A 21,653-nucleotide genomic window follows, 5' to 3' on the forward strand; every position below is an offset into this window, starting at 1 on the left:
TATCCGCAGCTGTGAAGCTGCCGAGGTCTCTTTCAGGAGGTCGTGGCGCCACCGCCGTAGAGCCAGCTCAGGGCCACGGGATCATCGATGATCCCCTCGCTGAACGCTCGCAAGCGCGCCGCGAAGGCCTCGGTCATCCCCTCCTCGTGAGCCTTGCCGACCTGGCCCTTGCGGACCATCCCGCCCGCTTTCAGGATGGGCACCTGCGCCACGTCCTGCATGTCGAACTTGCGGTGGTTGGCCTTCATCCACGCGAAGGAGACGTGCTCGAGGACCCGGCGCCACTGGGCCGCGTCGAGGCTGAAGCCCAGCTTCTCGGCGAGTGATCGGATCGTGCCCTCGGGGTCGCGCTTGAGCGCGGAGAAGTGGATCAGCTCGACGTTGGGCTGGTCGCGCAGCGGCCACCAGCTGGCCAGGAACTCGAAGAAGGCCCGGCCCAGGCCGATGCCCTCGACGATCTCGGTGAAGAAGGTCGCGAAGCTGTCGTAGTGCATCTCGTCCATGCCCCACAGCTCGTGGAAGGCCTGGGTGTGCGAGGCGAGGAAGGGGCGCATGGACACCGCCGCCTCCTCGGGGCTGCGCATCACGACCACGTACTGAACCGCAGGGCCGCCGGCGTCCGGAGCCACGTAGGGCACCATGGGCGGCGCGGCGTGGGTCTTGAACGCGCGCCGGCGCTCGCGGGGCAGCGCGTCCCAGCGACGCAGCCGCTCCTCCCTGGTCTGCCCGGGCCCCTCGACCAACTCCAACCATGGGACCTCGACGTAGATGTCCTCGAACTCGCCATCGCCGCCCGTGCGCAGCTGATGCACGATGTTCATCATCCAGGTCGTCCCGCTCTTGGGCGGCACCGAGATCACGATGTCCCCCTCGCGCCAGCTCAGCTGGCCTTGGGCCTCGAGATCAATCCAGGGCGCGCCCCCCTCCGTGTCGTCCTCGCTCACCCGGCAATTCTACATTCTGAGCTGCGAACCATCCCCTGAAGAAGTCGATGCGCGCTCGCCACTGCTCGACCTCCATGCGGTGCCCCTCCCCCTCGGCTAGCACCTCGAGACGATCGAGCACCGCCTGGGCTTCGGCCCACCGGCCAGTCTGGACCAGGGCCGAAACCCGCGCCCACGCGTCCGCCCGGCGCAGCTCCGTGGTCCACAGCTCCGGCTCACCGGCAGACTCGGCCGCGAGGACCTCGAGGGCCTGCGCAGGCGCGGCATAGTTGAGCAGCTGCCTGGCCACGAGGTAGCGGCCCAGGGTGAAGTGCCCCGGCAGCTCGCGGATGCGCAGCGCCGTCCACAGGCGATCTACGGCGTACGCAGTGGTCTTGGGCTCGAGTTCGAACGGCCCGAAGTAGTCGAGCACCTCGCGCGCGAGCGCCGGATCTTCGCTCGCGCGCAGCTTGATCTGAAGGACACGGCGCGCGGCTTCGGACAGCCCAAACGCCAGGGCCGCCCGGTAGTGCTGCCCCGCCAGCTCGAGCTCCCCCGCGAGCAGCGCGGTGTCTCCGCGCTGCTCTTCGATCTTCGCGCGCAGCGGCGAGGTCAGCTCGTCGCGGGCGGCGAGGGCATCGAGGGCCTGCGCGGCCTCGTCGACGGCCCCCCACTGCGCGAGCATCTCGGCGAGGCCGAGCACGTGGGCGGGATACTCGGGCTCGATGCTGCACAAGGTTCGCTGGGCGGCGAGCGCCTGCCCGCGGTCTTCTTGCAGCCGTGCCCGCGCCGCCTCGACACGCAGGCGCGCCACCCGGTGGGCGCAGGGTCGGCGGAACACCGACGCTCGCTCGAAGCGCTGGGCCTGCGCGTCGATGTCCTGCTGGCGCAGCTCGATGCCCCGCAAGAAGCGCAGCCACTGGGCCTCGAGCGTGACCAAGTCCTCACCCGTGCTCGCCTGAAAATCGCCGGCGTTCGCGTAGAGCTCGGCGACCACGGCCCAGCCGCGGGTCTGCGCCAGCCACAGCACGAACGATCCCGCCGCCGTGTAGGCGCGGCTCGCCGCCGCGCCGTAAAAGCCCGCGCCCATGATCGCCGCGAGCGGCGGGCGCTTGTCGAGGCGATCGAGGATCGCCGCTTGCTCGTGCGGCCCGAGGTTGTCGGCCGGCCGCGGCGCGAGGGCCGTGGGCACGCCCTCGACCAGCGCGCCGTTGAAGCCCCGGCGGTTGAGGGGCAGCCCAAACACCGGATCCCCGACGTCGCCCATGAACGCGTGGCCGAGTTCGTGGGGCATGACCGGGTGCGGCCAGATCCGGTGGCTGAGGTACATCTGCTGGCGCCAGGGCGGCGCGACCTCGACCCGATCCGCGCCGAGCAGGCCCTGGCGCTGCTTGCCGTTTTCGAACACGAAGCTCTCGACCTTGCGCGTCGGCGCGACGCCGAGCTTGGCCTCGAGGTCGTGCCAGGCGAACTCGTGCTCGGCGGCGACCATCACGATCTCGCGGGCGGTGAGCGAGGTCGGGACGTAGTGGATGACGAAGTGCTCGGTCTCGTAGGTCGCCGACAGGACCGCGGCGATGCTCTCGCGGTTGGCCGTGAACCCCCAGCGCGCGCCGCTGAGGCCGACCGCCCCGCCGACGAGCAAGAGCAGCGCGGCGAGCAGCGTGCGCGCGCGGGCGCGGGCGTCCACCAGCAGCCAGCGCAGGCGCAGGCGCAGCTGGCCGTTGACCCCGGCGCGCAGCAGCGACCACGCCCCGCCGGCGACGAGCAGGTTGTAGGCGCGAAACAGCAGGTAGCGCGGGCCGATCGCGATGCTCTCGTCGTAGATCGGCCCGGCGTACCAGCCAAAGAAGGGATCGTAGGCGTAGACCACCGGCGCGAAGTAGAGCCGCGCGAGACCGACGACCACACAAAACGCGAACGGCACCCAGGCCACGAGCAGCTGGGTCCTGCGCTCGCGCTGGTCACCGACCACCACCCCACCGACGATCCCCGCGCTCAGCCCGAGCAGGCCCGAGAGCGCGGGGCCGAGCAGGAAGTAGAGCGCCCCGCCGAGGAGATCGCAGTTGCGGTTCCACAGCGCGCCGAGGGTGAGAACGCCCAGGGCGATCCCCACGAGCCACGCGAGATCCCGCCCGGCCAGCCCGGCGACTTGCCACAGCACGTCCCTGCCGATGGTCCCCTGGGGCGCGCGCTCACGCACCGCCCGCACGGCGTCGACGCCCGCCGCCGCCGCCAGCAAGCTGAGGATCGGCGCCAGGATCAGCCCCGAGAAGTAGCCCAAGGTCCCCGCCATGGGCACGAAGCTCAGCGCCAGGGTCAGCACGAAGAGCAGCGCGCGCCGGCGCAAGGCGGGCTCTGCGGACACACGACGCAGCCAGGTCAGCACGGCCGACACGTGGCGAGTATGCCCGGCATGCGCGCGACGTGCACCCAGGAGCGTCGGCGCGCCCACGAAATCAGCTGATCAAATGGCCATACGCAAGCACGGCTGCGGCGCTATCCTCGGCCGCAGCGAGTCGACCATGCTAGAGAGCACGAGCACGCAAGAGATCTGGAAGCAAGCCGTCGCGGCCTTCGAGCGCGGCGCCCACTCGCTGCTCGAGCGACGCTGCCGCGACTACCTCGAGCACGCCCCCGACAACTTCCCCGCGCGCATGCTCCTCGCCCACGCGCTGCTCAAGATGAAGCGCTTCGAAGCCTCGGCCGAGCTGCTCGAGGGGGCCGACCCCGAAGACGAGCGCGCCCTGGTGCTGTGGCACCGGACCGCCGGCGACTACTACTTCGAGCGCGGCGACTACGAGGCCGCCGAGGACGAGTACGCCTCGGCCCTGAGCCTCGTCGAGCACCAGACCAGCGACCTCGTCCTCGACCTCGTCGACGCCATGCTCGGCCAAGGTCGCAGCCAGGCCGCTCTCGACGCTCTCGACGCCTTCGAGGCCCAGCTCGAGCGCACCGAGAGCGACGAGGATCAGGAGCTCCTCGTGCTCGCCAAGGCCAGGACCTTGCGCAACCTCGGGCGCTACGCCGACAGCCTCGAGCTCGCCCGCCAGGCCCTCGCGCTCGCCGGCGGCGAGCTGCCCGAGGCCGAGTCGCTGCTCGGCGAGCTCGAGGACACCCTCGCGGATTCGAACTGAGCCCGAGCGGCTCAGCGCTCGGCGAGCGGCTCCGGCGAGCGCCGCGAGGTCACCACGCGCTCGACGACCAGCGCATCGGGGACCACGCAGCCAGCCCCACGGCGCCGGCGCCGGCCCATTGATCGTCGACCTCGAGAATCGTGAGCATGAACACCCGCTTGCGTGCCTCGACGCGCGCCCATTGTGAGCCGACCCGAGGTCGAGCCCAAGCCCGCAAAAAGCCATCTGTGACCGCGCGAGCTTGCGCCAAGCGGCGTTTGGTGCTGTTCTGCCAACGCCGAGTTTTCAGCCATGCAGTCCAAGCATTCCAGCGACGAGCTGAGTAACCCTGGCTACGAGATCCACCGCAAGGGCTCCAGCCGCTACTTCGAGAGCGACTTCTTCGAATTCTTCTCGCGCTGCCACGGCAGCGTGCCCTTGTTGGTCTACGGGCCGATCGTGCTGTGGGTCCTCTACCTCAGCGCGACCTCCACCTCGCTGAGCGCTGGCGCGATCGTCGGGCTCGTGTTCCTCGGCGTGTTCGTGTGGTCCTTCGCCGAGTACTGGCTGCACCGGGTGGCCTTCCACTACCAAGGCCTGCCGCGCCTGCACTACATCATCCACGGCTACCACCACATCTACCCCAACGACCTCTACCGCCTCGTCATGCCCCCGGGGGCCAGCGCCGTGCCGGCCGGGCTGTTTTGGGGCCTCGCCTGGCTGCTCTTCGGCTACGAGGTCGCCCTGCCCTCCTTCGCGGGCTTCGCTATCGGCTACCTCTGGTACGACATGACCCACTGGTGGACCCACGCCGGCAGGGCGCGCACGCGCTGGGGGCGGATGCTGCGTCGCCACCACATGCTCCACCACTTCAAGGATCACGAGCAGTACTTCGGGGTCTCGTCGCCGCTTTGGGACTATGTGTTCGGCACCGTGCCCCGCGACGGCCGGCGCTGAGCGACCCCGCAGCCAGCCCTGCTGCCCCTGGCAGCCAGCAAAAGGCCGCTGACGCCCCCCCCGGGCTCAGCGGCCTCGCTGTCGGTTCATCGCGGCCTTCAGCGCCGCCTGAAGGTTCGCGAAGATCCGCACCGAGTCCGTCAGCTCGAGGTCGCCACGCACGAGCGCCCTCGCGATCGCCGGCGAGATGCCCGTGAGCGAGGAGTCCCCGCCGAGCAGACGGACGGCCTCGATGGTCCGCAAGAGCGCCGCCGAGGCCTCCTCGTCGAGGGAGGGCACCCCGGTCAGATCGATGATCACCTGCCGCGAGGAGGTGCGCACGATCGCCGCGAGGATGCTCTCCGTGACCTGCGTCGCCCGCTCGTGGTCGACCTCGCCGATCAGCGGGAGCACCAAGATCCCCTCCCAGACCTGGATCACTGGGGTCGAGAGCTCGCGCAGCTCCTGCTGCTGCTGCTCGATCAGCCGCATCTTGGCCTGAAGCTCGCGCGTCCGCACCAGCACGCCCTGCTCGAGCTGCTTTTTGCTGTCCATCAGCGCCTTCGTGGAGCGCCGGTGGATGGTGTCGTCACGCAGCTCGATGCGCACGAAGGGCTCGCCCCCGATGGTCACGCGATCGCCGAGGAACTCGAGGTCGACCACCGGGCCCGCGGCCTCGAAGTTGCTGCGCTTGTGCTCGCCGCCGAGGATCGCCGGCCACAGCCGCGCGAGCGGGGGGATCGGGTGGCTCTCGGCGCGCTCACCGAGCTCGACCTCGGTCATCGCCAGGCGCGAGACCGTGTCCGCGTCGAGGCCCAGCAGCTCGCGCGCGCGGGCGTTGAGGTCGACGAGGCGGCCGTCGAGATCGTAGAGGATCACGCCCTGGCGCAAGCTGTCGAGGAGCTCGCGCAACCACTCGCGCCCACGAGCTGCCTGCGCCGCGCTCATGGTTGCTTTTTCAGCCACTCGACCGCCGCCTCCTCCGAGTAGAAGGACGAGTCGACCCCCGGGTTCTCGGTGCTGAAGCGCTCCGCCGCGAAGCGGTTCGACTCCGTGACCTCGGTGGGCGCGACCACCACGGCGAGGTGGCGCAGGCCCGCAGCGTAGAGCCGCGGCATCAAGTCGTCGCGCAGCCAGTCGTTGACCCCGTCCCAGCTGACCTCCCACTCGGACAGATCCGCGAGCAGCAGCGCGCAGCCCCTGGCGATGAACTCATCGGCAAAGTGTCCGCCGAGGACCTCCTTGATCTCGTCGTCGAAGACCTCGGCGAACCACCGGTGGATCATGATCCCCTCGCCGGCCCGCGAGGCGTCGACCACGTGGATCTTCTTGCCCATGATGTTGTAGGTCTCGACCAGATCCCCCGTCCGCACTACCGAGATTCCAGTCTTTGTATCGGTCGATTTTTTGAGCACTACCACGATGTGTCGTCCTGCCTGGGTGACCCAGGCATGCAGAATATCGCCGCGAGGGAGGCCGCGAAAGCGAGGTTCACAGCCACGAGGGCCGCGCCAAATCCGCTCGGGCGCGTCCAGACGGCGCCCAAACCAAGGTCTGGTGTGTGCATTACCGAGAGTCTGCCCGACTGTAGGATCCGCTGCATCACACACCACAAATACAGCTTCGCTTCGCGCCTCTTTGGCCCTGACCCCATAACGCCATTCACGCGCGCAATCGCGGGCACGAGGCGCCATGCTGACCAGGCAGTCTGCGCAGCGCAGCGGCCCGCCGAGCGCTCTCGTGACCGCCCCGACATCACGGCCGAGTCGCGGCCCGCGAAGCCAGTGGGCCGTCAGTCGGTTGGCTTGTGATCGAGCACCTGTCGGACCCGCCGCAGCAGCTCCGACTCCTGGAAGGGCTTGTCGAGCAGGCGCGCGCCTTCGGGCAGGATGTCGCGCAAACGACCGTCCTGGTTGTAGCCGCTGGTGAAGAGCACGGGGAGTTCGGGATCGAGCACGCGCAGCGCCGCCGCCAGCTCGGGGCCGCTCATCCCCGGCATGACCACGTCGACGAGCACCATGGCGATCTCCTCGCGGTGCTCCTCGTAAGCGCGCAGCGCCGCGTTGCCGTCGGCCGTGTTGATCACCGCGTAGCCGTTGCGCCGCAGCATGCCCGAGATGACCTTGCGGACGATCTCTTCGTCCTCGGCGATCAGCACGGTCTCGCTGCCGCCCGGCGCCTCGGCTCGCCGCGCGGGCTTGGTCTTCCTGCGCGCGCCCTTGGTGACCGGCAGCTCGATCTCGAAGACCGAGCCCTCGTCCGGCGTCGACTCCACGCTGATCGAGCCGCCGTGCTGCTCGACGATCCCGTAGGCCATGGCCAGGCCAAGGCCGGTGCCCTCGCCCTTCTTCTTGGTGGTGAAGAAGGGCTCGAACACGCGCTCGCGGATCTCCGGGACCATGCCCGAGCCGTTGTCGGCCACGCGCAGCCGCAGCCACGATCGATCCTCGCGCTCCGGCGTCCCCGCGTAGCCCGTGCTGACCACGATCCGCCCGCCCTCGGGCATCGCGTCCCGGGCGTTGAGGCAGAGGTTGACCAGGACCTGCTCGAGCTGGCTGAGGTCGCCCTCGATCAGCGGGATCCCAAAGGTCGGCTCGAACACCAGCTCGACGCTCTCGGGGATCAGCCGGCGCAGCATCCGGTGGAGCTCGGTGACCAGGGCGTTGAGATCCACGGGCTCGCGCTTCATCGTGCGCCGGCGGCTGAAGGCCAGCAGCTGACGGGTCAGGTCGGCCGCGCGCTTGGCCGCCTGCTCGATCTCGCAGACGTACTCCTCGAGCTCGCCGGTGACCGCCTCGTGCTCCCGCGCAAAAGAAGCGTTGGCGATGATCGCCAGCATCAGATTATTGAAGTCGTGCGCCAAGCCGCCAGCCAGCTGGCCGACCGCTTCGAGCTTCTGCGACTGGAGCAGCTGCGCGCGCAGGCCGTGCTGCTCGGTCACATCGCGCGCGATGGCGTGGATCTGCTCGCCGGGCGAGTCGACCACGGCGCGCCACTCGAGGGTCCGCAGCTCGCCGTCCTTGCAGCGATAGCGGTTCTCGAAGTCGATCAGCGGCTCCCCGCCGGCCAGGCGCTCGAAGGCATGACTGGTGTCCGCGCGATCCTCCGGGTGCACGAAGTCGATCAGCGGCTGCGCGAGCAGCTCGGCCTCCGAGTAGCCGAGCACCCTGGAGAAAGACGGGTTGATCTCTTTGAAGTAGCCGTCGAGTCCGGCCACACACAACAAATCGAGCGAGAGTTCGAAGAATCGAGCTCGCTCGATCTCTCGCGCTCTCAAATCACCCGTATTGACTCCCTGCATCTCATTGGCGCCGTCCATAGCCAAGTGACCTCCAGGCCCCATGGTCGCGCAGTTGGGGCGAGCGTCGCAACGCTCCTCGCGCCCGACCCCGAGGTCGGCTCGCGCAGCTCAGCCCTGATCGCTCACAGCTCGAGGTGCGCGCAAAGGCGCAGCATGCGGGCAATGCGAATCGGCGATCCACCGCGGGAGCCAGTGGAGCCCCTCGGCCGTGAGCGCCTCGACCGCGCCCCCCTCGACCGTCATGCGCATTATCCGTACATGATCCTGATGGCCGCTCGAGAACGCCACGTGGTGCCCATCAGACGACCATACAGGCTGTTCATCGACCTTGCCCGTGCTGGTACGCACGATCTCCGTCCCGTGTTCGACGTCGACGATCACCACCGCGCCCCCCTTGCCCTTCGACGCGAGCTCGGCGAAGGCCAGCCGTGTCCCATCCGGAGACCACGCGAGATCACTGGCGATGATTCCTCCCTCGCGCGCGTTCGCGAGCAGCGGCTTTGGGTCCTCTCCCTCGGCGCCCATGACGAATACATCGATCCCCCTGGCGCGGTCTCGCGCGCTGAGGAAGGCAAGGCGCGCGCCGTCGGGAGACCACGCAGGCTCGGAGTCGTCTCCCTTGCTCCGCGTCAGCCGCCGCGGGTCGCCTCCATCGGCGCTCATGACATAGATCTCGGCGTTGCCATCCCGGCTCGACACGAAGGCGATCCGCCCGCCCTCGGGAGAGATCGCCGGCTCGAAGTTGCCCTGAGGATCGTTGGTCAGGCGCAGCGTCGCCCCCGACGCGAGCTCGAGACGGTAGATGTCGCGAAAGCTGCTGGCGTCGCTCTCATAGGCGAGCCAGCGCCCGTCGGGCGACCAGCTCGGGTTGCGCAGCGACGCGCCCTCGGGCCCGACCAGCTTGGGATCGGCCGCGCTGTCGAGCTCGACGAGCGCGAAGCGATCGCTGGACTTGCCCTCGGGCAGCGCGAAGGCGCTGAGCACCAGCAAGCTGCGTCCGTCCGGCGAGACCTCGGCGGGGAAGTCCCTCCAGCCCTCCCCGGCCATGACCGCGGGCATCACACGCGCCTCACCGCCGGACGCGGGGACGAGCTCGATGTGCTGGCTGCCCCCCTCGCTGGCCACGTAGGCCACCTGGCCGCAAGCCGGCGGGCCCAGGTCGGCAGGCGCAGCCTCGCCACCGGCGGCGGCGTCCTGCCCAGCTCGCGCCTGCGCAGACGACTCGCTCGACTTGGATCCCTGGCCGCAGGCCGACGCAGAGCAGATCGGCAGGAGCGCAGAGAGAAGAAAGGGGAGCCGTCGCCGGCTCCCCTCCTCACGATGCTTCGTGGTGCTCACTGGGCCGAGGTCACGCGGATGGCGTCGGCGACGACCACGTAGCCGGAGGTCGCCCAGCAGGACAGGTCGACGTGGTTCCAGCCGGCCTCGAACTGGTAGGTCCCGAGGGTGTTCCACTCGCCACCACCTTCTTGCTGGTTGGCCTTGACCGTGCCGATCTTCTCCTCGGAGGCGTTGTAGATCAGGAAGGGCGCCGCGACGGAGCGGTTGGTGCCCGAGGTCCACCAGGCCTCGACGGTGAGCTCGGCGGCCTCCTCGAGGTAGAACTTGAACACGGCGGCGTCGGAGGTGGCCTCGGTCGAGCGCCACCAGTAGCCGGTCTCGTAGTCGGTCGGGCCGCTCGAGGACACCCAGTTGCTCGAGACGTTCATCTCGGCGTCGGAGCCGTTGAGGCTGTCGTTGCTGTCGATGATGATCGAGACGTCGCCGTCGGAGGGCTCGGGATCGGGATCGGGATCGGGATCGGGATCGGGATCCGGCTCCGGATCGGGATCCGGCTCCGGATCGACACCGTCACCGCAGTAGTCGTTGATCAGCGCCAGGTAGTCGTCCCACGGCCAGGCCTCTCCGGGATCGGTGCGGTTGTAGGGCTGAAGCTGCCCGTGGCCCACGATGTGGTACTTGTCCCGCGCGATGTCGTTGTCCTTGGTGATGTCGCAGACCAGCTCGGCCGAGGCGTCGATCACCCCACCGTCCCAGCTCGCCTGGCTGCTGTAGCCGGCGTGCTCGATGCCGATGGTGAAGTTGTTGCTGCTCAGGCCGTCGAGGGCACAGTCGACGCTGCTGTTGTTCGTGCAGTCGTACTTGGCCCCGATGTGCCAGGCCTTCTTGGACTCCTCGACCAGCTGCGAGATCTCGGAGCCGGTGTTGTTGACCACGTAGTGCGCGCTGACGCCAGCGGCGGAGTTGGTCAGCCACGACCAGCAGCCGCTATAGGTGCCCTCGCAGGTGTGGATGATGACCATCGAGGGGTCGCCCGAGCTGCCCGAGGGCCGCGTGCTGTAGTTGGGCGAGGCCCGCCAGATGGCCTTCGCGTAGTCGGGGCCCTCGGCGACGGTCAGCGGCTCGTCACCGTCGTAGACCACCTCGCGCTCGTCGTCGGCGGTCAGACCCACGCCAGCCGCGGCCGCCATGACCTCGTCGTTGATGTAGGCCTGCTGGCCGATCTCCTGCTCGATGCCGCTGTACTCGGCGAGCACCGGCGCCCAGGCCTGAAGGTCGTTGCGGTCCGCGACGCCGTACTGGTCGGCCATGGACGAGAGCAGCGCCGCGGCGGCGCGGATGTTCTCGCGCTCCTCGCCGCCAGCGTCGGCCTTGCTCACCCCAGCCAGCGCGGCGCCCTCGTCGAGCATCTCGCCGCGTAGACCCATCAGACCGATCGCGACCTCTTCCTTGCCGTCGAACTCGACCACGCCGTGCACCATCTGCCACTGCGTCTCGACGCTGGCGATGGCGCGCAGCAGCTCCGAGGGCACGTCGAACTCGAGGCTCGCGGCGTCGAACATCGCAGGCAGCGAGTCCTCGCTGGTGCCGTTGGTGTCCGTTTCGAAGCCCTCGGTGTCGCTGCCATCGGCGCCCCCGTCGCCGTCGGAGATGCCAGGATCGAAGTCACGATCGCCGTCGTCGCACGCGGTGATCATGAAAGGGGTGATGAGGGCGAGGGGGAGGAAGGATTTGTGCAGGCGGCGCATCGTGTCTGACTCCGTAGGTTTTTTGCCTACATGTGTGACGCAGTGTTCAAGTATCCTGGGTCCACTTACGGGTCAACCAAAAAAACGGCCAGCTCGTACAGTCACGAGCTGGCCCCTTTTTGCTTACAAGCTTTTCAGACGATGTTATGTCGCGTGTTTTACGCGAAGGCACCGCGTCAACACGAGCTCAGCGCTCAATGTCAGCGCTCGGTCGCCATGTCGATGCGGATCGAGCGACCATCGAGCTCGGTACCGTTGAGCCCGCGCATGGCCTCCATCGCTTGTTTGCGGCTACCCATGGTCACGAAGCCAAAGCCCCGCGAGCGGCCGGTGTCGCGGTCGAGGACCACGGTGGCCTCGATGACGTCGCCGACATCGGCGAAGGCCTCGCGAAGCTCCTGAGAGTTGGTCTCCCAGCTCAGTCCACCGACGAAGAGCCGGCAGGGTTCACCATTCGAAGCAGCCTGGAGATCTTCATCACCACTGAGCACCGTCCCGTCGGCGCGGATCTCCGATACCTCGGTGTTGACCGCGACCGTCTGGATGTCTTCGACCGAGGCGATCTCGATGCCTCCGGTGCTAGTTGCCTTGCGCTGGCGCTTGCGCTCGGCTTTGTCTTGTTTTTGTCGTGCGCGATCGGCCTCGCGCCTGCGTTTGGCTGCTGAACGGTTTCCTCGACCCATGCGGTTCTCCTTCGCTGCACGCAGCGCTCACGCCGTCGACGACGGACGCAGCCCCACTTTGGTCAGCACTCGCCTCACCAAGAGGGCACGACGGAAGCTCAATTCGATCCGCTCCCTCGTCGACCGCACCATGACCCTGACGGCTCATGATCGACGGTGTGACGAAGGTGACTTGGACTGCGGATCGCTCTCTTCCCTCGCTCGCGCCTGCGTCACCGACGGAATTCAGTCGTCGAGAGCGGCTGCGCGTGTAGCTGGAGGAACGTAGCGCATCCCGAGTCGCACTGCCAGGGTGCCCGGACCCCCCGCTAGTGCCCCGCGCAGGCGGGGGTCCGCAGTGTGCGGTGAGCCCTAAAAACACCGCCAAAATCGCTAGCAGGAGCATGATTAGCCACGAATACCAAGACCGCTGGACGCGCCGGTTCGAGGCCGCGCCCCCCCTTTGTGTCTCCTCTGCCTCATGCGGAGCGCGGTCCCGCACACCGGAGCTGTCGGCGTCCAGATCGCCCCGCGTCGTCGCCCCCTCTCCTCCCCCCTCGTCCCCCTCCGCGTTGGCGCTCTCCCCAGCCTCGGGATCGGCGGGCAAGGCCGCGCGAACCCCCTCTAGCGCGACGATCAGGGCCTCGGCGTTCGCGTAGCGCTCCTCGGGCGCCTTGGCCAGACAGCGGGCGATCAGCTCCTCGAGCGCCGCCGGCACCTCGAGCCCTCGGGCGGCCAGCGTCGGCGGCTTTCGCTGCACGTGCTTGGCCATGATCTCGACCATGTTCTTACCCAGGAAGGGCGGCCGCCCGGTGAGCAGATGCACCAAGGTCGCGCCCAGCGAATAGATGTCCACGCGCGCGTCGATCTCACCGCCCTCGCACTGCTCCGGCGCCATGTAGAAGGGCGAGCCGAAGATGTCGCCCTCGGGTGTGATCCGGGTGTCCATGACGAGCTCGTCGAGGATCCTCGCGGTCCCGAAGTCGAGCAGCTTGAGGCGCAGCCGCGGCTCGCCCGAAGACCCCTCCTCGCGCGCTTCGGTCGCCTTGGCGGCGGACGCCGCACGCTCCTCACCCCAGGCGCCCTCTTCTTTCGAAGCGCCCTCTTCGTTCGAGGCTTCTTCTTCGTCCGCAGCACCCTCTTCGCCCGAGGTTCCCTTTTCGTTCGAGGCTTCTTCCTCGTCCGAAGCGTCCTCTTCTTCCGAGGCGTCTTCTTCTTCCGAAGCGTCCTCCTCTCCCGAAGCGTCCTCCTCTCCCGAAGCGTCCTCTTCTCCTGGAGCACCCTCTTCTCCTGGAGCACCCTCTTCTTCTGGAGCGTCCTCCTCGTCCGAAGTGCCCTCTTCGTCTGAGGCGCCCTCTTCGTCCGGAGTGCCCTCTTCGTCCGGAGTGCCCTCTTCGTCCGAGGCACTCTCTCCTCCCGGAGCGCGCTCCTCTCCCGAGGCGCCCTCTTCGTCCGAAGCCACCTCTTCGCCCGCGCCCTCCAGCGCCTCTCCTCCGTTCGAGTCCTTCGTGGCGAGCAAGAAGACATTGGCAGGCTTCACGTCGCGGTGGACGATCTCCCGCGCGTGCGCTGCCGCCAGCCCTCGGGCGATCTCGACACACAGCTCGAGCGCCTCGGCCATCGGCAGCCGCTTGTCTCGGGCGAGCAGCTCGGACAGCGACTCGCCCTCGAGGCGCTCGAGGACCATGAAGGGCTGACCGGAGCCGAGCACCCCCGCGTCGAGGACATCGACGATGTTGGGGTGCTCGATGCCCGCCGTGGCCTTGGCCTCGAGTTCGAGGCGCGCGCGCTGAACGGGGTCCCCGCAGGTCGTCATCGAGAGCAGCTTGACGACCACCTGCTCACCACGCTCGAGATCCCTGGCGAGATAGATCACCCCCACCCCACCGCGGGCGAGGACCTCCTCCAGGTGATAGCGCCCGCGCAGCGGGGGGAGCTCGGGGCCAGGGACGAAGGGGTCGTCGTCGAGGACGATGTCTCCCTCGCCGAGATCAATCAACTCTGTCGCAGGGGCACGGGTCTGGGCCTCTGAGGCGGGCTGCGCAGGGACAGACTCACCTCGACCGGACCGCGTCGGTCCGCCCTCTCGAAGATTCATGCACGGATGTAGCAGAGCCAAAGCTCGCGGGCGCGAGTAAATGCGGGTTTTGCCGAAATGGTCCGGTGGTACCCTGCGGCCGTGCGCTTCGAAGATGCTCCTGCGCTCACCCGAACCTGGCTCGCCCGCCCCCGGCCCAAGCCAGACGCCCCCATCAAGCTGATCTGCCTGCACCACGCGGGGGGCAACCCGTCCAACTTCCGCCCCTGGCTCGCCGATCTGCCCGAGAACATGGAGCTCTTCGCGGTCCGCCTCGCGGGGCGAGAGGCCCGGCTGCGCGAGCCCCCGGCGACCCGCATCGGCCCGGTGGTCGAGGCCCTCGCCGAGGCCCTCTCACCGCTGATCGCGGCGCACCGCGTGGTCGTCTTTGGCCACAGCCTCGGCTCGCTGCTCGCCTTCGAGACCATGCGCGAGCTTCGTCGCACGCAGCGGCCCCTGCCCCACGCGCTCGTGGTCTCGGGCCGCCGGGCGCCGGGCACCGGCCGCGCCCTCTCGCTCCACCAGCTCCCCGATCGCGAGTTCATCAAGGAGGTCCAGCGGGTCTACGGCGGCATCCCCCAGCAGCTGCTCGCCGAGCCCGAGCTCCTCGCCCTGACGCTCCCCGCCCTGCGCGGCGACCTGAGCATCAACGAGACCTACGAGTTCTCCGAGCAGCCGGCCCTCGACGTCCCGCTGCGCGCCCTCGGCGGGACCGACGACCCCCACGTGCTCGCCAGCGAGCTCCAGGCCTGGGGCCGCCAGACCAGCGCGAGCTTCTCCTGGGCGCAGCACGAGGGCGACCACTTCTACCTCGGCTCGCCCGCAGGCCGGCGCTGGGTCATCGCGCAGGTCGCCGCCGCCAGCCGCTGAGCGCGAGACCTCGCGCCGCATACGAGCCCGGGAATAGCCCCCTCCAGCCCGCGCTTTTGGCCCCCACGTGCACGAAGATACCCGCTACGACGAGCGAGAGGTCGGCCTCATCCTGGAGCGCGTCGCCGAGCTCCACGCCCGCGAGCTCGAGCCGGGCGACGCCAAGGCGATGACCCAAGCCGAGCTCGAGCAGGTCGTCAGCGAGCTCGGTATCTCGCCGGCCCTCGTCGGGCGCGCGACCACGGAGCTCGCGATTCGAGACCAGCGCAACCAGGCCAGCTGGTGGCTGGGCGGCAAGACCGACCTGCTCTACGAGCGCACGGTCCCCGGGCGGGTCAGCCCTGCCACCCACGCGCGCATGCTCGAGGTCCTGCGCCGACGGCTCGGTGATCCCGGCAAGCTCGTCGAGCACGGCGAGACCCGGATCTGGTCGACGACCCTGGCCACCACCAGGCGGGTCCACTTCACCGTCGTCGAGCACGAGGGCGAGACCAGCCTGCGCGTCGACGAGCGCATGCCCAAGGACGCGCGCAGCACCGTGGGCACCGCGAGCTTCCTTGGCGGCTTCGCGGGCTTCTTGGCCCTGCTGCCCCTGGAGGCCGTGCTCATCAAGTCGCTGCTCTTGCTGTTCATGGGCCTGATGGCCGCGACCGGAGCTTCGCTGGGCTGGCTGCTCGGGCGTCGGCTGTGGGCGCGGCGATCCGGTGAGCGCGAGGCTCAGCTGCGCGAGGCCTTCGCCGAGCTCCACGCCCTCGCCGAGCGCGCTCAGCCGGCGCCCGAAGAGCCGCCAGCACAGCTGCCCGCAGCCTCGGCCCGCTGAGCCGCCCCCGAGCGCAGCGGGGCGCTATCATGGCCACGCCGAGCGCCAGCAAGCCCGCATGTCCCCCAGCCAGCCCCGCCTGGTCACCCTCGACGATCTGGGCGCGCGGGGGCGACCCTTGCACGTCCTGAGCCTGTCCTCGCTCGGGCCAGAGGGGCCCGACGCCGAGTCGGTCCCGACCTGCTACCTGATCTTGATCCTCACCCGCGGCAGCGGCAGCGCCCGGCACATCGAGGCGATCGAGCTCGAAAAGGGCGACATCCACCTGATCCCCGCGGGCAGCCGCGTCGAGCTGCTCAACGCTGGCGACGCCGCGGGCTGGCTGGTCGCCTTCGATCCCGCGGCCTTTCAGCGCTTCGAGGACATCCCCACCGGCGACCTCTCGGATACGCCCTCGATCCACCACATGATCCCCCAGCAGAGCCTGATCGCCCGCGGCCTGCTGAAGCTGCGGCCCAGCCCCGCCCGCCTCGAGCGCGTGCTCGAGCTCGTCCACACCCTCGACCGCGAGCTGAGCGAGCCCGAGTGGGGGGCGCTCTCGGCCGCTCAGGCCGTCCTGGTCCTGCTGCTCATCGAGCTCTTTCGCCACATGCAGGCCCACGCCCCCCAGGCGCCGCTGACCGCCAGCCCCACCGTCCGCGCGACCTTGGCCCACATCGAGCGCCACTGCACCGAGTCGCTCACCATCGACGCCATCGCCAGCGCGGTCAAACGCAGCCCCTCGCACCTGTCTCGCCTCGTCCGCAAGGAGACCGGGCTGACCATCGGCGAGTGGCTCCGAGAGCACCGCATGGTCGAGGCCCGCCGGCGCCTGCTCGGGACCCCCGCGAGCGTCGAGACCATCGCCCGGGAGGTCGGCTACGCCGACGTGACCCACTTCATTCGCGTGTTCCGGCGCGAGCACGGCCAGACCCCCCACGCCTGGCGAGCCGGCCGCCGGCGCGCGGGTCGGGGCGACCCAGCGCCCTGATGGACGAAGCAGGATAAGCCGATTTTCAGCGTCGCATCTGCTCTGGCGACGGCCGCGAGCCAGCCCTAGCTTTCGAGCGTGCTGATGGCGACCAAGAAAGAGTGGCTGGGGACGAAGGACAAATTCGCGCGCCTACGCGAGATTGAGCGCCTCGATCTCGCCACCGAATACCGACAGATCGCCGGCCTCTCGGCCGCCGACTTTCAGTCGATCATGTTCACCCAGGTCTATCAAGGCTTCTTGGTCACCTTCGCTGCGCCACGCATGTCACGAATCCTGGCCGCAACCGGCGAGGTCGAGGGGCGCATGGCCAAGCGAGCGGTCGACACCGCCTTGTTCACCCGGGCCGTGGCCATGCACGGCGTCAAGCATGGCGAGGGCAACCTGGCGGCGAAGCGCGTCAACGCCATGCACCGACGCTACCCGATCCACCAAGAGGACTTCATCGCGGTCGGGGTCGACGGCGCGCTCGCGCAGATCCGCATGTCGGAGCGCTTTGGCTGGCGCCCGCTGATCGACAAGGAGAGGGAGGCCATCCGCCTGCACTACGCCAAGATCACCCGGGCCTATGGCGGACGTGGAGAGTTCCCCGGCACCGTCGCGGCGATGGAGCGCTTTTGGGACCGCTACAAACGCGAGCAGTTCGCCTTCGAGCCACAAAACGAGCGCATGGCCAAGGTCGTCTCCAGCTGGTTTTTGAGCCTCGCCCCCCGGCCGCTGCGGCCCTTCTTGCGCCTCGCCCTCGAGGGCGTCGCGGATCCCGACGTCTTGCGAGCCTGCGGGCTGCGGGTCCCGAGCGCGCTCGAGCGCCGACTCGCCGCCTTCATCATGCGCCGGGTCATCGGCGCCCGCGACCCCCTCCCCGACTCGAGCCCGGACAAGCTCGAGGCCCTCGCTGCGAGCGTCTACCCAGACGGCTACACCCTCTCGGATCTCGGGACCTTCCCCGAGGACCAGCCAGCCGAACACGAAGGCGAGGCCCAGGCGGATCCCCCCGCCGGCCTCGCCTGCCCGCACATCGGCTCGCTCAGTTGACGCTGACCTTGGCGCCCGTGACGACCACGGCGCCCGAGCCCTTGATGGTCAAGTTGGCGCCCTTGAGCACGATGTTGCCCCCGCTATCCATGGTCATCTCGGAGGCCCCGCACTTGATGGTGATCTTGTTGGCCGCCTCGATATAGGTCTCGGCGTCCGAGGTGAAGTTCATGTTGTCGCCCGAGGACACCGTCCGGACCGCGCCCACGGTCTCGGTCACGTTGTTGCCGATGCTCTCGCTGCGATCGTTGCCGATCTCGATGGTCTGATCGTTGCCGATCTTGCCGCTCTGATCGTTGCCGATCTCGTAGAACTCATCGTGGCCGATGGTCTCGCGGTGATCGTTCTCGATCTCCACGACCCAGTCCTTTTGGCCGTGGATGTAGATCTCTTCTTCGTTCTTCTGATCCTCGAAGCGGATCTCGTTGAAGCCGTCGCCGCCCGGCGAGGAGTTGGTCCGCCAGCCGGTCTGGGTCTTGTTCTCGGGCAGGGCGAAGGGCGGCGGGAACTCGCCGTTGTAGACGCAGCCGGTAACCAGCGGGCGATCGGGGTTGCCCTCGAGGAACTCGACCACGACCTCCATGTTGATGCGCGGGATGAACTGGGTGCCCCAGCCGAGGCCCGCCCAGCTCTGCGAGACCCGCATCCAGCACGACGAGTTGGCGCCGTAGGTGGGGGTCTCCTCCCAGTAGAGCTGGACCTGGATCCGCCCATACTCGTCGACGTGGATCTCCTCGCCCTCGGGTCCGGTGACGATCGCCGTCTGCGGGCCGTGGACCCGCGGCTTGGGCGTGTGCGCGTCCGGGCGGATCTCCGCGTCGGCGGGCACGCACTCGAACTGGTTCTCGTAGAGCGGGCCGCCGCCGTCGTCGCCGGCGATGTAGCTGTGGGCGCCGCTGTGGATCACCCGGGTGATCACGTACTCGCCGTCGATGTCGCCGCGCTCGTTGCCGCTGACCGAGAAGCGCAGCCCCGGGCGCATGCCCGTGACGTTGCTCTGGCCGCGGATCACCGTGCCCTGGATGTCATTGCTGGCCCGCAGGTCCAAGGTCCGATCGCTGAGGTCGTCGCTGATGAAGCGGCGCTGGCCGTGGCCGTAGACCCGGCGGATGCGCCCACGATCGTCCTTGCCCGTGCCCGTCTCGGTCAGCAGGGTCTTGGGGGTCATCCAGTCGAAGTCGCGGCGCAAGGTCGCCGTCGAGGTCAGCTGCCGCGCCCACTCCATCGCCTGGATCGACTCGACGTCGGCCTGCTCGTGGTTGGTCGCGATGATCGGGACCTCGGCGCTGCCGTCGATGTTTTGCAGCTGCGCGTACTGGTCGTTGGCGTCGCGGAAGGTCAGGGTCTCGAGGCCCGAGCCCTCGTCGTGGAGGAACTCGTAGGAGATGCCCTCCTCCTCGAGCAGCCGGCAGCAAAAGTCGAAGTCGGTCTCGCGGTATTGCGTGCAGTAGTCGCGCGCGGACTTGCCCCGCGCGGTGCTGCCAGGGTCGACGCTGCGCCCGTAGTCGCCGAGGGCGACGCCGAGCACCTCGGACAGGATGTCCTGGACGCTGACGTGCTGGAAGATGCGCGAGTCGACGCGCTGCTTGGCGAGTTCGAAGGCCGGCACGACCTCGAAGCGCGCGACGAGGTGATGGTCGACGATGCCGAGGTACTCGACGCGGGCGACCACACCACACAAGGCGCGGGAGTCGGTGTCGCCGCGTCCCAGGGTCAAGGTCGCGTCGGCGCCGAGCAGGGCGTCGGTCTCGGCGCTGTCGACATCGGTCTCGGCGTCGATCACTGCGCGATAAGGTGCATTGAGCGACTCGCCCATCCACACCCGCGTCACCCGCCAGGGAGCGCCAACGTCTTCGGAGAAGCTCAGCTCGTAATGAACTGGCGGCAGACCGATCATCGCAAGGCCCTCATCGCGGGCGAGGATAGCGAGGGACACGACGGACCGCTATGCTTTCCCGAGGCGCGCTGCTAAAATCCGCCTCACCGTGAGTAAGATGGCGCAGACGCGAGGCGAGCTGATCGAATTTCCCGACTCTCCCGGGGGCCCCGCCCCGGCTCCGGGCGCCCTCGTCGGGCAGATCGTGGCCGTCGCCGCCGACGGCTCCCCCGAAGTCGACTTTCCTGGAAATCCCGGTGGACCCTGCGCTGCGCGCAGCACTCACGCCTTCGACGCCGCGAGCCTCGCCTGCGCTGTCGCAGAGCGCCGCGAGGTGCTCTTGGTGTTCGCCGAGGGTCGCCCGGACGCGCCGATCATCATTGGCCTGCTCCAGCCGCCAACGCCCCTGGAGCTCCAGCCAGCCCCCGATTCCGACTTGGTCGGGGGCCCCACCGAGGCGCGCATCGACGGCCGCCGCGTCGAGCTCGAGGGCGCCGACGAGGTCATCCTGCGCTGCGGCAAGGCCAGCATCACGCTGCGTCGCAACGGCCGCGTGGTGATCCGTGGCGCCTACGTCGAGACCCGCTCGAGCGGGGTCAACCGGGTCAAGGGCGGCTCCGTCGAGATCAACTGAGCTCCCCGCGCGCTGCCCCGTGACATTGTCGTGACCGCGCTACTTTGGGATGTCCAAGAGGAGCTGCTCTCCCAGGCCGAATTCTTGTTCGAGGCTTGGGAGCGCAGCCTCGACTCTGCGCTCTTCACCCTGTCCGAGGCCGCAGCCGGCCCCGAAGAGCGCCTGCGGGCCAACGTCATGGCGCTGGCCGTGGGCGGCGCGCCCGTCTACGAGCGACTGCTCGCGCCGGTCCTCGCCCGCCCCGACGGCGACCGCTACCGCACCGCCGCCGCGACCTTGGCGGTGCTCCTCGGCGCCCGCGAGCAGCCCCGTGAAACAGCGCTCGCGGCCATCGCAGAGGCCGGCGAAGAGGGCCGCTGGGGGCTGACGCGGGCCTTCGAGATCGCCAACCGCAAGGGCATCGGGCGCATGCTCGCCCGCGACCTCGGCGAGGTCTCGGGCCCGGCCCTCGCGGGGCGCCTCCAGGCCCTCGCCGCCCGGCGCTACGACGGCAAGCGCCGCCTGTGCGACTGGCTCGCCGACGACGACCTCGAGGTCGCGCGCGCGGCCGCGATGCTCGCCCGCCACAGCACGACCGCCGTGGCCCTGCGCGCGCTCCTCCCCCTGCTCGAGCACGACGATCCTCGCCTGCGCGCCGCCGCCATCGAGAGCGCGCTGATCCGTGGCTTGCCGGGCTCGTGGCAGGTCGCCTGCGCCATCGCGCGTGGGCCAGCGGGTGATTTTTACAGCGCCAAAGGACCGCCCAAGGACGCCGCGAGCGCGCAACTTTGGCGTCGGGCGCTGTGTTGGCTGGCGATCCAAGCCGACGAGGACGCCCACCGCCAGCTCTTCGCGGCACTGCGCGCGAGCCCTGGCCCCACGCTGCTGTGGGCCGCGGGGCTCAGCGGCCGCCTCGAAGCCGTCGATCTCGCCTGCGAGCTCCTCGATCATCCCACGCTCGCCCGCCTCGCTGGCGAGGTTTTGTGCTGCGTCGCCGGCCTCCCCAAGGACGAGCGTGGTTACTGGCTCGACGACGGCGCCCAAGGTCGCTTTGGGGCCGACGCCGACGAGGCCCTCCCAGCCCTCGAGGACGACAATCTCGACGCGGAGCTCGTGCCCCCCGCAGCCCTCGCCCTCCCCCTCCCCGATCCTGGCGCAGCCCGCGAGTGGTGGTCTGGGCAGCGCCCCCACCTCGAGCCCCAAAACGCCCGCTTCCTCGGCGGCGAGCCCCTCGACGGCGCGCGCCTGCGCTGGGGGATGCGCGAGCTCCCCACTCGCCGCCTCCAGCCCCTCGCCATCGAGGCCGCCATGCGCAGCGCCGGTCAGCTCATCCTCGACACCCGCGCCTCGGCCCGCGCCCAGCTCGCAAACCTCGACGCATCGGCCGCCGAGATCGACTGCCAGCGCGGCATGCCGCTGATGTAG

General features: G+C 69.2%; 18 protein-coding genes. 8 read left to right on the forward strand and 10 right to left on the reverse strand.

Translation table 11 applies throughout. From position 1 onward, the window contains the following. Nucleotides 1–32 precede the first annotated feature (32 nt). The gene (locus G6O69_RS30925; protein WP_172307066.1) at nt 33–944 is read right to left on the reverse strand and encodes a sulfotransferase domain-containing protein; all 912 of its coding nucleotides are present in this window, start codon (nt 942–944) and stop codon (nt 33–35) included. Next, nucleotides 904–3,321: a hypothetical protein gene (locus tag G6O69_RS30930; RefSeq protein WP_172307067.1), complete on the reverse strand. Its 2,418-nt coding sequence runs from the start codon at nt 3,319–3,321 to the stop codon at nt 904–906. Before G6O69_RS30930 ends, G6O69_RS30925 begins: the two co-directional genes overlap by 41 nt. A gap of 73 nt (nt 3,322–3,394) precedes the next feature. On the opposite strand from G6O69_RS30930, the gene G6O69_RS30935 reads away from it, so the two are divergent. Both G6O69_RS30935 and G6O69_RS30940 read left to right on the forward strand, forming a co-directional pair. After that, nucleotides 3,395–4,060, forward strand: coding sequence for a tetratricopeptide repeat protein (locus G6O69_RS30935; RefSeq protein ID WP_172307068.1), 666 nt, complete (start codon nt 3,395–3,397; stop codon nt 4,058–4,060). A gap of 291 nt (nt 4,061–4,351) precedes the next feature. Beyond that, nucleotides 4,352–4,996, forward strand: a complete 645-nt coding sequence (locus G6O69_RS30940) for a sterol desaturase family protein (protein ID WP_172307069.1) — start codon at nt 4,352–4,354, stop codon at nt 4,994–4,996. A gap of 66 nt (nt 4,997–5,062) precedes the next feature. Here the strand turns inward: G6O69_RS30940 and G6O69_RS30945 are convergent, their stop codons facing one another. The 7 genes from G6O69_RS30945 to G6O69_RS30975 all read right to left on the reverse strand — a co-directional run bounded on the left by G6O69_RS30945 (nt 5,063) and on the right by G6O69_RS30975 (nt 13,966). After that, a complete protein-coding gene (locus G6O69_RS30945) occupies nt 5,063–5,923 on the reverse strand; it encodes an STAS domain-containing protein (protein WP_172307070.1) in 861 nt (286 codons plus the stop codon). Beyond that, on the reverse strand, nt 5,920–6,348 hold the full coding sequence (locus G6O69_RS30950; RefSeq protein ID WP_172307071.1) for a hypothetical protein: 429 nt from the start codon (nt 6,346–6,348) through the stop codon (nt 5,920–5,922). The genes G6O69_RS30945 and G6O69_RS30950 overlap by 4 nt, the downstream gene beginning before the upstream one ends. Before the next feature lie 419 nt (nt 6,349–6,767). Next, nucleotides 6,768–8,318, reverse strand: a complete 1,551-nt coding sequence (locus tag G6O69_RS30955) for an ATP-binding protein (RefSeq protein WP_346017107.1) — start codon at nt 8,316–8,318, stop codon at nt 6,768–6,770. A 66-nt stretch (nt 8,319–8,384) separates the two neighbouring features. Further along, nucleotides 8,385–9,614, reverse strand: coding sequence for an LpqB family beta-propeller domain-containing protein (locus G6O69_RS30960; RefSeq protein WP_172307073.1), 1,230 nt, complete (start codon nt 9,612–9,614; stop codon nt 8,385–8,387). After that, nucleotides 9,611–11,305, reverse strand: a complete 1,695-nt coding sequence (locus G6O69_RS30965; protein WP_172307074.1) for an N-acetylmuramoyl-L-alanine amidase — start codon at nt 11,303–11,305, stop codon at nt 9,611–9,613. Before G6O69_RS30965 ends, G6O69_RS30960 begins: the two co-directional genes overlap by 4 nt. 200 nt (nt 11,306–11,505) lie before the next feature. Then, the gene (locus G6O69_RS30970) at nt 11,506–11,988 is read right to left on the reverse strand and encodes a hypothetical protein (RefSeq protein WP_172307075.1); all 483 of its coding nucleotides are present in this window, start codon (nt 11,986–11,988) and stop codon (nt 11,506–11,508) included. Continuing rightward, the gene (locus tag G6O69_RS30975; RefSeq protein WP_172307076.1) at nt 11,885–13,966 is read right to left on the reverse strand and encodes a serine/threonine-protein kinase; all 2,082 of its coding nucleotides are present in this window, start codon (nt 13,964–13,966) and stop codon (nt 11,885–11,887) included. Before G6O69_RS30975 ends, G6O69_RS30970 begins: the two co-directional genes overlap by 104 nt. A 180-nt stretch (nt 13,967–14,146) precedes the next feature. Here G6O69_RS30975 and G6O69_RS30980 point away from each other — a divergent pair, with 180 nt between their 5' ends. The 4 genes from G6O69_RS30980 (at nt 14,147) to G6O69_RS30995 (ending at nt 17,739) form a co-directional block, all read left to right on the forward strand. Next, the gene (locus G6O69_RS30980) at nt 14,147–14,914 is read left to right on the forward strand and encodes a thioesterase (RefSeq protein WP_172307077.1); all 768 of its coding nucleotides are present in this window, start codon (nt 14,147–14,149) and stop codon (nt 14,912–14,914) included. A gap of 67 nt (nt 14,915–14,981) precedes the next feature. Beyond that, a complete protein-coding gene (locus G6O69_RS30985) occupies nt 14,982–15,734 on the forward strand; it encodes a hypothetical protein (RefSeq protein WP_172307078.1) in 753 nt (250 codons plus the stop codon). Between the two features lie 58 nt (nt 15,735–15,792). Then, nucleotides 15,793–16,704 (forward strand): AraC family transcriptional regulator, encoded by a 912-nt coding sequence (locus G6O69_RS30990; protein ID WP_172307079.1) that lies wholly within the window; start codon nt 15,793–15,795, stop codon nt 16,702–16,704. Nucleotides 16,705–16,788: 84 nt separating this feature from the next. Beyond that, entirely contained in the window at nt 16,789–17,739 is a 951-nt protein-coding gene (locus tag G6O69_RS30995; protein ID WP_176397192.1) for an oxygenase MpaB family protein, read from the forward strand. Here the strand turns inward: G6O69_RS30995 and tssI are convergent. Beyond that, on the reverse strand, nt 17,732–19,675 hold the full coding sequence (gene tssI, locus G6O69_RS31000; protein WP_172307081.1) for a type VI secretion system tip protein TssI/VgrG: 1,944 nt from the start codon (nt 19,673–19,675) through the stop codon (nt 17,732–17,734). The genes G6O69_RS30995 and tssI overlap by 8 nt on opposite strands. Before the next feature lie 58 nt (nt 19,676–19,733). Here tssI and G6O69_RS31005 point away from each other — a divergent pair, with 58 nt between their 5' ends. Together G6O69_RS31005 and G6O69_RS31010 are read left to right on the forward strand one after the other, a co-directional pair. Continuing rightward, nucleotides 19,734–20,249 carry a DUF6484 domain-containing protein gene (locus G6O69_RS31005; RefSeq protein ID WP_217909945.1) on the forward strand — a complete coding sequence of 172 codons (516 nt, stop codon included), beginning with the start codon at nt 19,734–19,736 and terminating at the stop codon, nt 20,247–20,249. 30 nt (nt 20,250–20,279) lie between these two features. Next, on the forward strand, nt 20,280–21,653 hold the full coding sequence (locus tag G6O69_RS31010; protein ID WP_172307082.1) for a hypothetical protein: 1,374 nt from the start codon (nt 20,280–20,282) through the stop codon (nt 21,651–21,653).

This window comes from Pseudenhygromyxa sp. WMMC2535, assembly GCF_011083025.2.

Coding starts and splice junctions, on each gene's coding strand:
- G6O69_RS30935 (WP_172307068.1), top strand. CDS start 3,395: ATGGCCATACGCAAGCACGGCTGCGGCGCTATCCTCGGCCGCAGCGAG.
- G6O69_RS30940 (WP_172307069.1), top strand. CDS start 4,352: ATGCAGTCCAAGCATTCCAGCGACGAGCTGAGTAACCCTGGCTACGAG.
- G6O69_RS30945 (WP_172307070.1), bottom strand. CDS start 5,923: ATGAGCGCGGCGCAGGCAGCTCGTGGGCGCGAGTGGTTGCGCGAGCTC.
- G6O69_RS30955 (WP_346017107.1), bottom strand. CDS start 8,318: ATGGGGCCTGGAGGTCACTTGGCTATGGACGGCGCCAATGAGATGCAG.
- G6O69_RS30965 (WP_172307074.1), bottom strand. CDS start 11,305: ATGCGCCGCCTGCACAAATCCTTCCTCCCCCTCGCCCTCATCACCCCT.
- G6O69_RS30970 (WP_172307075.1), bottom strand. CDS start 11,988: ATGGGTCGAGGAAACCGTTCAGCAGCCAAACGCAGGCGCGAGGCCGAT.
- G6O69_RS30990 (WP_172307079.1), top strand. CDS start 15,793: ATGTCCCCCAGCCAGCCCCGCCTGGTCACCCTCGACGATCTGGGCGCG.
- G6O69_RS30995 (WP_176397192.1), top strand. CDS start 16,789: ATGGCGACCAAGAAAGAGTGGCTGGGGACGAAGGACAAATTCGCGCGC.
- G6O69_RS31005 (WP_217909945.1), top strand. CDS start 19,734: ATGGCGCAGACGCGAGGCGAGCTGATCGAATTTCCCGACTCTCCCGGG.